The organism is Mesorhizobium sp. M1004, assembly GCF_040318795.1.
Classification (GTDB): Bacteria; Pseudomonadota; Alphaproteobacteria; order Rhizobiales; family Rhizobiaceae; genus Mesorhizobium.
This window is the reverse complement of sequence record NZ_JAMYNB010000011.1, coordinates 130,109-142,101: the sequence shown is the minus strand read 5'-3', so window position 1 is coordinate 142,101 and position 11,993 is coordinate 130,109. Positions and strand designations below refer to the sequence as shown.

At 60.4% G+C, this 11,993-nt stretch carries 14 protein-coding genes; 13 read left to right on the top strand and 1 reads right to left on the bottom strand.

Going from position 1 to position 11,993, the window contains the following annotated elements; all coding sequences use genetic code 11:
• Positions 1–64: 64 nt before the first annotated feature.
• Complete coding sequence (locus NKH54_RS22815; protein ID WP_353028950.1) at positions 65–1,183, bottom strand: hypothetical protein; 1,119 nt, start codon at positions 1,181–1,183, stop codon at positions 65–67.
• Between NKH54_RS22815 and NKH54_RS22810 the strand changes: the two genes are divergently transcribed.
• The 13 genes from NKH54_RS22810 to NKH54_RS22750 all read left to right on the top strand — a co-directional run bounded on the left by NKH54_RS22810 (position 1,184) and on the right by NKH54_RS22750 (position 11,992).
• Positions 1,184–2,482 carry a hypothetical protein gene (locus NKH54_RS22810; RefSeq protein ID WP_353028949.1) on the top strand — a complete coding sequence of 433 codons (1,299 nt, stop codon included), beginning with the start codon at positions 1,184–1,186 and terminating at the stop codon, positions 2,480–2,482.
• Positions 2,479–3,639 carry a hypothetical protein gene (locus NKH54_RS22805; protein ID WP_353028948.1) on the top strand — a complete coding sequence of 387 codons (1,161 nt, stop codon included), beginning with the start codon at positions 2,479–2,481 and terminating at the stop codon, positions 3,637–3,639. Before NKH54_RS22810 ends, NKH54_RS22805 begins: the two co-directional genes overlap by 4 nt.
• Positions 3,636–3,875: a hypothetical protein gene (locus NKH54_RS22800; RefSeq protein WP_353028947.1), complete on the top strand. Its 240-nt coding sequence runs from the start codon at positions 3,636–3,638 to the stop codon at positions 3,873–3,875. Before NKH54_RS22805 ends, NKH54_RS22800 begins: the two co-directional genes overlap by 4 nt.
• Before the next feature lie 833 nt (positions 3,876–4,708).
• Positions 4,709–5,077 carry a hypothetical protein gene (locus tag NKH54_RS22795; RefSeq protein WP_353028946.1) on the top strand — a complete coding sequence of 123 codons (369 nt, stop codon included), beginning with the start codon at positions 4,709–4,711 and terminating at the stop codon, positions 5,075–5,077.
• A 69-nt stretch (positions 5,078–5,146) separates the two neighbouring features.
• Positions 5,147–5,437 carry a hypothetical protein gene (locus NKH54_RS22790; RefSeq protein WP_353028945.1) on the top strand — a complete coding sequence of 97 codons (291 nt, stop codon included), beginning with the start codon at positions 5,147–5,149 and terminating at the stop codon, positions 5,435–5,437.
• Positions 5,434–6,528, top strand: a complete 1,095-nt coding sequence (locus NKH54_RS22785) for a hypothetical protein (RefSeq protein WP_353028944.1) — start codon at positions 5,434–5,436, stop codon at positions 6,526–6,528. Before NKH54_RS22790 ends, NKH54_RS22785 begins: the two co-directional genes overlap by 4 nt.
• A gap of 5 nt (positions 6,529–6,533) precedes the next feature.
• A complete protein-coding gene (locus tag NKH54_RS22780) occupies positions 6,534–7,517 on the top strand; it encodes a phage major capsid protein (RefSeq protein ID WP_353028943.1) in 984 nt (327 codons plus the stop codon).
• Positions 7,518–7,529: 12 nt separating this feature from the next.
• A complete protein-coding gene (locus tag NKH54_RS22775) occupies positions 7,530–8,021 on the top strand; it encodes a hypothetical protein (RefSeq protein WP_353028942.1) in 492 nt (163 codons plus the stop codon).
• A 63-nt stretch (positions 8,022–8,084) separates the two neighbouring features.
• Positions 8,085–8,285, top strand: coding sequence for a hypothetical protein (locus tag NKH54_RS22770; protein ID WP_353028941.1), 201 nt, complete (start codon positions 8,085–8,087; stop codon positions 8,283–8,285).
• Between the two features lie 39 nt (positions 8,286–8,324).
• The gene (locus NKH54_RS22765; RefSeq protein WP_353028940.1) at positions 8,325–8,984 is read left to right on the top strand and encodes a hypothetical protein; all 660 of its coding nucleotides are present in this window, start codon (positions 8,325–8,327) and stop codon (positions 8,982–8,984) included.
• Positions 8,984–9,688 (top strand): hypothetical protein, encoded by a 705-nt coding sequence (locus tag NKH54_RS22760; RefSeq protein ID WP_353028939.1) that lies wholly within the window; start codon positions 8,984–8,986, stop codon positions 9,686–9,688. Before NKH54_RS22765 ends, NKH54_RS22760 begins: the two co-directional genes overlap by 1 nt.
• A gap of 113 nt (positions 9,689–9,801) precedes the next feature.
• The gene (locus tag NKH54_RS22755; protein WP_353028938.1) at positions 9,802–11,535 is read left to right on the top strand and encodes a hypothetical protein; all 1,734 of its coding nucleotides are present in this window, start codon (positions 9,802–9,804) and stop codon (positions 11,533–11,535) included.
• On the top strand, positions 11,528–11,992 hold the full coding sequence (locus NKH54_RS22750) for a GNAT family N-acetyltransferase (protein ID WP_353028937.1): 465 nt from the start codon (positions 11,528–11,530) through the stop codon (positions 11,990–11,992). Before NKH54_RS22755 ends, NKH54_RS22750 begins: the two co-directional genes overlap by 8 nt.
• Position 11,993: the final 1 nt, after the last annotated feature.

Genomic DNA, 11,993 nt, shown 5'->3' with positions numbered 1-11,993 from the left:
TTAAGGCTCGGGCGTCCTTAAGTGGGCGGGCAGCCACCTACGGATCGGGCGCGTAGAGGACTTTTCAAGCGGCTAACGTTTTCGCTCCCGGGCCGGCCATCATGCGTCCATGGCAAAGGCGGACAATCGGACACCCGGCGATCAGAAAAAGGGCAAGGGCCTTCGCGACGAGGGCGCCAAATGGCTTGCTCGTATCGATGCGGCGACCAAGCTCGAAAAACATTGGATGGACGACGCCGAAAAGGCGGTGAAGGCCTACACAGGCGAGACGTCGAGCCGAGACAGCAATTCGGCGACCGCGCTGGGCAATACCTACGATTTCAACATCCTGTTTGCCAACGTCGAGACCATCGTTCCGGCGGTGATCAACAGCCCGCCTGCGCCTGATATCCGACGCCGGTTCGCCGATGAAGATCCCGCAGCCAAGGATGTCGGCGAGATCATCGAACGATCCATCAAGGTGCAAGTCGACGACAGCAAGCTTCAGGTCGAGTTGGAAGGGCAGGCGCAGGATGGATTTCTGGCCGGCCGTGGCGTGGTCAGGCTTCGGTTCAAGAGCGACTTCGTAAAGGACACCACAGATGAGCTGGCGCGAGAAGGTAGCGGAGAGACTGGAAGCGATGTAAGGCCTCAATCCGACATCGCTGACGTTTCTGGGTACGGGGCCGATCAGTCGGGAGCCGAACCTGTGGTGGCGCAACAGGGATTGGAAGGCGGAGCCCAGACCAATGAACGCCTCGCCAATGAACGCATCGAGTTCGAGGCCGTAAGCTGGCGCGACTTCCGCCATGGACCGGCGAAGCGCTGGAGCGAATGCCCATGGATGTCGTTCCGCTTCTGCCTGTCGCGCGAAGACGAGGACGCCGCTTTCGATACCGCGATGATCGGCATCCAGACGACCGATCAGGAAAAGAAGGAACGCGGCGAATCCGAAAGCGATCTGACTGGCTGGGAAGTCTGGTGCAAGAAGACGAAGAAAGTCTATTTCATCGACGATGCCGGCGTGATCCTGAAGACGGTCGACGACCCGCTGGGCCTGACAAATTTCTTTCCCACAGCAACGCCGGTCCAGCCGATTGAACTCACCGGCCGGCTGATGCCGGTCAACCCGTTCTCGGTCTATTGCAAGCTCGCCGACGAACTGGACCTGACGACCAAGCGCATTGCCGTCATCACCAACCACATGAAGGTCAAAGGCTGGTATCCGGGAGATGCCGGCGACATCGCCAACATGCTGGCGGCCGACGATGCCGAGTTTGTGCCGATCGGCAACACTGATATCTGGGCGGCCAATGGCGGGCTGTCTGGAGCGGTCGCGTTCTGGCCGGTGGAAAAGTTCATCCTGGTGTTGCGCGAGCTGTACAGCGCGCGCGAGCAGACCAAGCAAGCGATTTACGAAGTCACCGGCATTTCCGACATCGTTCGCGGGGCGTCGAAGTCGAACGAAACGCTTGGCGCCCAGCAGATCAAGACGCAATGGGGCTCGCTGCGCATCCAGAAGATGCAGCGCATGATGGAACGCGGCGCCCGCGACCTGTTCGTGATGATGTCCGAAATCATCCCGGCCAAGTTTTCGCATGAAACCCTGCAGCAGATGACGGGTGTCCAGCTTATCCCGACCCAGCAGGATATGACGCCCATCCCTCCACCTCCGGCACCGCCGCAGGGTGCGCAAGTGCCGCCCGAGATGCAGCAGCAGTACGAGCAGGCCGTAGGAGCCGCCCAAGCGGCAGAGAAGGCAAGGAAGGCCAAGCTCGCCCAGATGCAGGCGACGCAGCAGCTTTTGGGTCAGAAGCTTTCGAGCATGTACCGGATCGATGTCGAGAGCGATTCGACGGTGAAGGCCGATCTGTCGCGGCAAAAAGCCGAAGCGGCGGAGTTCCTTCAGGCGGCCGGCGCCTACTGGGCTGCGGTCGGTCCGCTGGTGCAGGCCGGCGACCTTTCTAAGGAAGTCGCGGTGGAAATCTTCGCCGCCAACTCCCGTCTGTTCAACCTCGGCAAATCGGTCGAGGACACGCTTGAAAAGATGATCACCGATGCCAAGGCGAAGGCCGCAAACCCTCCGGCTCCACAGCCAAGCCCCGAACAACAAAAAGCTGAAGCGGAAGCGAAGACGCGAGAGGCGGACGCGGCGGCAAAAGCTGCTGAATTCCAGGCCAAGCAAGCGGCGTCAGCCCAGGAGATGCAGTTTGCCCGCGAACAGCACGACATGACCATGAAAGAAAAAGCTTTCGATCTTCGGTCGAAGCAGATGGCAGCAGCGACTGAGCAGAACCAGGTGCTGGCGGCACAAGGCATCGTTCCTCCGCCAATCCAAATCGATCCGATCGGCGGCGAGGCCGTGATGAAGGCGATGATCGATCAAAGACAGCAGTTCGGCGACTTTATGATGATGATCACGCAAGCCCTCACCGCACCGAAGAAAATCGTCAAGGACGGTCAGGGGCGTCCTGTCGGCGTTGAAACGGTGTCGATGCAATGACGCTCTCGCTGAAGCACAAATTCACGTCGGCAATCCCCGACGCGGGCGATCCGACCATTGTCCAGCCCTCGAACTGGAACGATGAACACGCGCTGACGCAGGCCACATCGACAATCCTTGGCCGCGTGACAGCAGGACCGGGCATCACCGAGGAATTGACGCCAGCACAGACCCGCACGCTGCTGAACGTCGCTGACGGAGCCACGGCAAACAGCGCGGACGCCTTCCTGCTTGCACGAGCGAACCACACCGGAACCCAATCGGCTGACACGCTTACCGACGGCACGACCAACAAGGCATTCCTGGCTACCGAGCGTACCAAGCTCGCCGGGATAGCAACGGGCGCCACCGCCAATTCCACCGATGCGTTTCTTTTGGGGCGCGCCAATCATACGGGCACGCAGAGCGCCGACACTCTGACGGATGGCACCACGAACAAGGCGTTTCTGGCCACAGAACGAACGAAGCTGGCTGGCATTGCGACGGGGGCGACGGCGAATAGCTCGGATGCGACCTTATTGGCGCGCGCCAACCATACCGGGACGCAGCTTGCCGCGACCATCTCGGATTTCTCGACGACGGCCGATCTGCGCATCGCAGCGGCGGTCGGCGTATCGGTACAAGCTTGTGATCCCGACCTGACGGCAATCGCCGCGATTGCGCCATCCAACGATGATATTATCCAGCGCAAAGCCGGGGCATGGACGAACCGGACGCCAGCGCAAGTAAAAACCGACCTGGCACTCGCGAAGGGCGATGTTGGCTTAGGTAATGCTGACAATACGTCTGACGCGACGAAGAATTCCGCGACTGCCACGCTGACAAACAAGCGCGTCACTCTTCGCATTGGCACAACGGCGAGTTCGGCAACTCCGACGCCAGCCGGAGATAGCAACGATCAGTTCACTGTGACTGCCTTAGCGGCCGCCGCCGCATTTGCTGCGCCAACCGGCACGCCAACAGACGGGCAACGTCTCACGATCCGCATCAAGGACAATGGTACAGCTCGGGCTCTTACGTGGGATGCGATCTACCGCGCGGGCACGGATGTAACGCTACCTTCGACCACAGTCCTCAGCAAAACCATGTACCTCGGATTTATCTATAATAGCGCTGACAGCAAGTGGGATTTGGTCTCCAAAGTGAACAATATATGACGGGGGCCGGGATCATCTTCAAGATGATTGCCGGTCAACCTCTCGTCGTCCGTTATGTGCACGGCGAGAAAGGAACATTCCCAGCTCATGTAGAACCTGGCGAACAGCTTCTCATCATCGATGATCCTATCTTCGTAGATGCGGGCAGCGGCATGAGGGTCCCAGATCCAGATCGCGCGCTCGGCGTATTGAACGCCGCCATAGACGGCGGAAAACTTAGGGCGATCCTATGGTAGACACCGTAGTGTTCATCACTGCGACAGGCGGTGGCTCATGGGCTGTGCCGATCGATTTCAACACGACAAGCAACATGGTCGAATGCATTGCGGGTGGCCGGCCTGGTGCTGGCGGAGTCGCGAGCATTCGGCCCTCTCAAGGCGGCGGCGGTGGAGCCTACGCGTCGTCAAGCAACCTAACGCCGTCGTCGAGCACGGTTCAAATCCAGGTAGGCATCGCCGGAGGTATATTTAACACTACAGGCGCAACGTGGTGGGATGGTACGGCGTTCACCGCTGGCAGCTGCCAAGTTGGCGCTGAAGGCGGCGGCACCAATTCAGGTGGCCGAACATCAACCTCGACAGGAACAACCAAATTCGCCGGCGGCGACTCCGGCACCGTAACATCTGGCTCTACCAATGGCGGATCAGGCGGCGGTGGCGCCGGAGGGCCCACGGCGGCCGGGGCAACAAGCCCAAATGCCGGATCTGGCGGCGCTGGAACGGCAGGCGGGGCGGGTGGCTCGCCGGGTGGCGGATCAGGCGGTGCGGCAGCCACGACGACCGTTGACGCTGGCGCTGGCAGTTCGGGCACAACGTGGACATCCAATCCAGGAGGAGCATCTGCCGGACCCGGTGGCGGTGGCGGTGGCGGCCGTGGAGGCGCTATCACCGGGACCACGCCCAGAAATGGTGGCGCGGCAGGCTCTTATGGCGGTGGCGGCGGCGGAGCTGGTGTCAATGGTGCCACTTTGGGGACGAACGGAGCTGGTGCACAGGGCATTATCGTCGTGACGTACACGCCCATGACCGGCGACACATCTGGCATGTTTTTAATGTTCTGAGGTTTTCGAATGGCTTTCGCGACCGCCTTCCAACCTAATGCCTTTCAGGCGACCGCCTTCCAGGTTGCGAGCATCCCCCCGGATATCTTGCACCAACCTGGCGGCGGCTACTATAGGCGCAGGCCGACGATCTATCTGGATCGAGACGGCAAGCCCGTCGACATCCGCGCCAAAAAGATCGATCTGGCCGAACAGGAAATCCTGCCCGAACTGACGCCGGCCATGCTCGAAGCGCTCATGGCGCAGATGCAAGTCCAGCAGCCGCCACAGGTCGATCCGATGGCTTCCATCATGGCGAAGATGGCACAACTGACGATCCAGCGCGAGTTGGCAGCAATGCTCGATAATGATGCCTTGACCGCGCTCCTGCTTGCCTGATTTCCAAACGGCTAATCTTTTCGCACCGACTGCCCGCACCATCCGCTCAGCCTGAAACCGGGACTGAAAATGGCGCGGTACGTATTCCGAGACGGCATCTTCGTAGATCGGCAGACTGGTGCGCCGATGGAGAAGCCTTTTGCCGGCAAGATCACCATGCCGCACGTGATTTCCGACATCCCTGAATACCGCTCGCCGATCGACGGCGCGCTGATCGGCTCTCGTTCGCAGCGCCGGGATGACCTGAAGAAACACAATTGCGTCGATTATGAGCCGAGCCTTTCCCCGACCAAGGGCAAATTTCGCAACGCCGAGTTTTGCAAGAAACGCGGCCTCCAGGTGTCAGAGGAATTTCGATGAGCGCTCAACTTGCGGCAGTAGCTGAAGCCGCACCCGTTCCCGGTGCAATCGTCGCCGATACGTCGAACGACAACGTAGCCGACGATTCAGCGCTTGAAGATATTTGGAACAAGAACGAGCGCGACAACGGCGCCGAGCGCGAGGGCGGCAAGTTCGCGAGCCCGGAGCGCGAGACAGCATCGCCGAAAGGCGGTGAAGGCGGGGAACCGGCCGGCGACGGTCTGACGCCTGGCGCTGGTGCGGTTTCCCTTCCTGACAACTGGAAGGGCCTTCAGGGCGCTGATGTCGTCAAGGGAGCATGGGAGAAGACCCCGGCTGAAATCCGCGCCTTTGTCGCCGCCCGCGAGCAGGAATTGCAGGGCAGGCTTTCCGATCACGGCCGGCAGCTTTCGGGCTACAAGCCGCTCCAGGAGATTTTCGAGAAGAACGGGAAATACTTCGACCCGAACACGGGCAAGAAGCTGGCCGACGGCAAGGTCGTCACGCCGGCCCAGGCTGTCGAGTACCTTTTCAACGTCCAGAACGATATGGACGCCAACCCGGTCCAGACCATTTTGAACATCGTCGACCGCTACGGGGTGCGCGACAAAATCGCCGCGGCCTTCGGTCAGACCGTCCAGCAGGGCGAAAGCGAATTGCGGCAGGAAATCGCCGGGCTTAGGCAGATGCTTGCATCTGCGCATAACCCCGCCACGATCGATGACCGCATAAACCTGAAGCTTCAGGAGCGGAGCGACCACCAGTCGGCCGCCGAAGAGTTGACCCGCTTGTCATCCGACAAGCCGCTCTACTCGGAAATTCCTGAAGTGGACATGGTTGAAGCGATCCACAAGGCGCGAAGGAAGCTCGGCGATGCCGCCTCGAAAGAGGCCGTTTTCGGTCTGGCTTACGACATGGCCGTCAACGCCGATCCCGATCTGAGGGCCAAGGCAGCCGCTGCAAAGCCAGCCGCTACCAATGGCGCCGCGAAGGTCGAAGGCGCTCGTCGAGCCGCCGCCGTGAACATTCCATCAACAGCCTCGGGCAAAGGCCGCGCTCTCACCGAAGACGAAGAGCTGGCCGCTGTCTACGAGCGTAATCAAAAAGGTTAACCACCATGCCTGGTCCGTCGACCACCTTCACGGAAATGGTGTCCACCACCCTTCGCAACAGCGCGACGGAAGTGGCGGACAACGTTTCGAAGAACAACGCCTTCCTCAACCGGCTGAAGAAGAAAAACAAGATCCGCAATCTCGACGGCGGCACCGAAATTCAGGTGCAGCTCGAATACGCGGAAAACAGCACCTATCAGCGTTACGCCGGCCTCGACACGCTGAACACCAACGGCTCGGATGTCGTCACGTCCGCGAAATTCGATTGGGCGCAGGTTGCGCTGCATGTCGTTTCGAGCGGCAAGGAGCTTCGCCAGAACAGCGGCAAGTTCGCGATGATCAACCTGGTCAAGACGAAGAAGGGCAATGCCCTGAAAACCGCCGCCAACAACTTTTCCGTCGACCTCTATTCGGACGGTTCGCTGTCCAACCAGATCGGCGGTCTTGCCAATATCCTGCAGACCAACGGTCAGGGGACGGTGGGCGGCATCGACTCCGCAACGTGGACGTTCTGGCGCAACAAGTTCCTGGAGGCCACCGGCACCAACCTTGCCGCAACGCCTTCGGCCGCTAATGCCATTTCGTTCAAGGCCGACATGAACAGGCTCTGGCTCTCGCTTACGCGCGGCGTCGACAAGCCCGACCTGATCACGTTCAGCCACGACTTCTACTCGCTGTATGAAATCGGCGAGCAGCAGCTGCAGCGGTACATGGACGCCGACATGGCTCAGTCCGGTTTCATCGGGCTGAAGTACAAGACCGCAGACGTGATTTTCGACGACAACACGAATTTCACGACCACGGCCGAGAAGGGCTACTTCATCAACTCGGACTACCTCTACGTCGACCAGCACAAGGAGGCGCAGTGGACCCAGGACGACGAGAAGAAGCCGGTCAACCAGGATGCTGTTGTCATCCCGTTCTACTGGATGGGCAACCTCGTCTGCTCGAATCGGTCGCTTCAGGGCGTCCTGTTTGACGCGGCATAAGGAGCGAAAACCATGACTTCTTTTGTTGGTATCGACGTCACCAAGACGTTCACTGCCGCTCAGTTGACCGGCACGGAATCGGGCAAGGCTCCGAAGGTCAACGACCTTTACGAGTCGTTCGACGGCAAGACCTACCGGTTCGTCAAATACAACCAGGGCGCCGGTGCTGTCGCCGCCGTCACGGGGAACGTGGTCGGCTTCTACGCTCCGGGCGGCACTTCGACCGGCGTCACCAATGAAGTGACCTCGGACGTGTCCGACACGGCGGCGAATGGTGCTGGCGTGCTGGCCGGTGCTCCCGGTAACGGCGAATATGGCTGGATCCAGGTCAAGGGACCGGCCACGCTCAACACGGCTCTGGTTTCCGGCGCGTCCGGCCAGGCCCTGGCCCTGTCGGTGACCACCGATGGCACCCTAAAGGTTGCCGCCGCCGTCACCGAAACGGTCTGCGCCTATTCGATCCTCTCGGCATCGAAAATCATCATGTGCGCCTTCCCGTACTGACGACAGAGCGGGCCTCCTTCGGGCGGCCCGCTTATCCCCTCTCACTGAACAGGAGTTCCAGGCATGGCCAGCAAGAACGACAAAACCGAAGACGCCTTGGCGATCGACACGCAGGCAGGCATCTTTCCGCAGTTCCGTCGCCTCTGGAATGGCGGAGAGCATCGGCGCGCCGCTGATCTGGCGAAGGCCGAAAATCTTTCTGAAGCCGGGTGGGCCGCGCTGCACGACGAGTTTCCCCAACTTCTCGAAGTCATCAACCAGTAACGACGCCGCGGCGCTCGTCGCGTTTTCAGGAGACAACGAATGTCGAATACCGAACCGATGATCCGGGTGATGGGCTTCAAGACCAGCTACGAAAAGCTGCCGGTCATTGGCGACCCGGTGAACGAGAGTTGCGACCATAAGGGCTACAAGCTCGACAAGAGCGGTCGCCGCATTCTCGAGCTTCAGGCGGAAGATTGGGTGACGTATTCGCCCAGCCATTCGCCGCTGAACACCAAGACGACCGAACGCGTTCGGCTGATGCTCCCCGACCCCACCAAGATGGGCGAGGACCAGGAAGGCGAAAAGCTGAAGTTCATGACCGCGCGCTGGATGCAGATCCAGCCAGCCTACGAGGCCTTCAAGAAGGGCCAGGATATCCCGATCAACGGCATGGCCTTGGCCGCGTGGTCTGGCGTGACGGTCGAACAGGCCGAAGTTCTGCGGCAGTCGGGCATTCGGACGGTCGAAGAAGTTCGCGACCTGACAGACGGCCAGCTTGAAAAGGTGCGTTTGCCGAGCATGCGCGAGATGCGCAAGCAGGCAAAGCTGTTTCTCGAAAACACCGACGTTGCCAAGGCAGCGGAGCGCGAAGCCGAGAAGGACGCGATTATCGAGCAGATGGCGGAACGCATGGCCGCCATGGAAGCATTGCTGGAAGAGCGCACCCAGCCCAAGGCAAAGGCCAAGGACGCTGCCTGATGGCAATTATCGACGTGGTGAAGGGTGCTGCGACTGTCCTCGGCCTCGACGTGCCGACGCTGGTCTACGGCGCCACCACGCGCGAAATGGTCGAGATGCAGGAGCTTGCCAATGTCATGGCGGCCGAAATCGCGGACGCCTTTGACTGGCAAAAGCTGCTGATCCTGAAGACCTACACCGGCGATGGCCTGGCCGACGCTTTTGACCTTCCGGACGACTACGAGCGGATGCAGAAAACATCGTCGCTCTGGTCGTCCCGCTGGCTGTGGGCAACCAACCATCTCACCAGCCCTGACCAGTGGATTGAGCTTCAGGTGACGCCTGTCGCTACGGTCAACGGCTACTGGATCATGTTCGGCAGCCAGCTTCACCAGTGGCCGATTATGGCGACGGCTGAGACGGTCAAATTCTTCTACGTCTCGAACAAGCTTGTATCGGCATCGAATGCCTCGCTGAAGACCATGTTCACGGAAGACGCCGACACCTTCCGGCTGTCCGAACGGCTGCTGAAGCTCGCCATCATCTACCGATGGAAGCAGAACAAGGGTCTGGCCTATCAGCAGGCGTTCGACGACTTCGAAATCCTGAAGCTTCGGGAGATCGACAAAGATCCCGGTTCGAAGCCTGTCGTTTCGGGCCAGCCGCCGCTTAGCTGGCGTGGCCGCAACGTCGCATGGCCTGGAACGGTAACAGGTGCCCCGTGAGGGCCGAACGCTTTCCCGGCCGCCGCAAAGCCGTTCCGGTCCAGGCAGCGGCGAGGGCTCAGCCGTACACCTTTGGTGCGCCGGTCGCCGGGTGGGTCACTAACCAGAGCCTGGTGAAGTCAAAGCCATTCTCTGCCCAGACGCTTGAAAACTGGCTTGCCACGTCGACGGGCATCGTGATGCGCGGCGGCTCGGTCAAGCGGGCGAGGATCGGCAGCGCGCCGGTGGAAAGTTTCATCGCTTACAATGCCGGCGGCACGAAGAAAATCTGGGCTTGCGATGCTACCACAATCCGCGACGTGACCTCGCCGGCCAGCCCGACCGTTCCGCCAGCAGCATCGGTGAGCGGACAGACCTCGGGGTATTACTCCTATGTCAATTTCACCACGTCAGGGGATTCCTACGTGGTCGCGGTCAATGGCACGGATTTTCTTCAGCTCTACAGCACGACCTTCGACTGGTCGGCCGTCAACGGGCTCGCAACCTATCGGCTAAATTTCGACACCCAGACTGTCAACTACGTCTCAGGCCAGACCATCACCGGCGGCACAAGCGGCGCGACTGCGACTGTGGTCAAGTCCATCGATAACGGCGCAACCGGTTCGCTTTACATCCAGTCGATCACCGGCACGTTCCAGGACAACGAGACAGTCACCGGCTCAATTGCCGGCTCTGCCAAGGCGGATATCCCTGCTGGCGTGGTCCAGATCTCGGCGGCTATCACCGGCCTTGCTACGTCGCGCCTGTCGCACGTCTGGCTGTACCGCAACCGGCTGTTCTTCATTGAAGGCGGCACGATGCGCGCCAAGTATCTCGGCGTCGACAGCGTGACCGGCGCCTTGGGCTCGCTGAACCTGTCGGGCATCTTCCAGCGCGGCGGCTCGCTGCTGTTCGGCGCAACGTGGTCGCTCGATGCTGGCGACGGCATCGACGACAAATGCGTGTTTATCACCACCGAAGGCGAGGCCGCAATTTTCGAGGGCTCCAATCCTGCCGGCGCTACGGCGGCGGAATGGAACCTTGTCGGCCGCTATGACCTGACCGCGCCGATGGGTAAGCGCGGCATCATGCGAGCCGGCGGCGACCTGATCGTTGCGACGACTGAGGGTCTTGTTCCAATATCCGCTGCGATCAACAAGGATGCAGCGGCGCTGTCGTTGGCGGCCATCTCGCGCAATATCGAGCCGGATTGGAAGCGCGAGGCCGCAGCTCGGCTTTCCCTGCCTTGGGAAATCATCAAATGGCCGGACATGAACTACGCCATTGTCTCATTGCCGGTCACCGCGCTGGGTCAGTCGCCGTGGTCGTTCGTCGTCAACCTCGAAACGGGCGCCTGGTGCAAGTTTGTCGGTTGGGAAACGCGCTGTCTTGAGCTGCACGACAGCCGGCTTTTCTTCGGTACGAATGACGGGCTGGTGATGGAGGGCGAGATCAACGGCAACGATAACGGCCTGCCGATCTATTACACCTATGTAGGCAATCCCGATCACATGAAGTCGCTGGGTGCTCTAAAGACCGTGCACCAGGCGCGGCCGACCTTTCTCAGCGCAACACCCTACAGTTCGCAGATATCGTTCTCGGTCAATTATTCGGTATCGCTGCCGCCGGCTCCGGTCGCTGCTGATGGCGGCACTGCTGACCTCTGGGATTCCGGCCAGTGGGACGTGATGCTTTGGGATCAGCCCGCGCCAACGCCGTCGATCGGCGGCGGTCAGTGGTTGTCTATCGGCAAGACCGGCTACGTCATGCAGCCGCAACTTCAGATCACTGGCTTTCTCAACCAGCGGCCGGTGACAGAGTTCGTTCAGCTCGACGTGACCTTTGAGATTGGAGGCATCGTTGTCTGACTACGCCATCATCGTCGAGAATTTTAATGCAGCCTGGCCGGAGCTGGAGCCGTTGTGCAGCCGTCATTACGGCGAGATGCAGGCACGCATGGCCGCCGAAGAGATGACCATCGGTGCTTTCAAGCCGCGTCTGAACGTCTACGGCACCGCCGACCATCTGCTTTGCTTCGTGGTCAGGAAAGAGGGTGAGGCTGTCGGCTATGCCTTCATCTGGATCACGCAGGACATGCACAACAGCGAACTCATTGCGATGGAAGACACGATTTACATTCGGCCGGATCATCGCAACGGCATCGGCCGCCGGTTCACCAAGCACATCCTGGCCGAGCTCAAAACGCGCGGCTGTATCCGGGCGCACGTCACCATCGCCACCGATCTGCGCGTTGCAAAAATGTGCGAGCGCGTCGGATTCAAGCGTTCCGCAATCGCCATGACCTATTTTCTGCAGGAGACCTGAA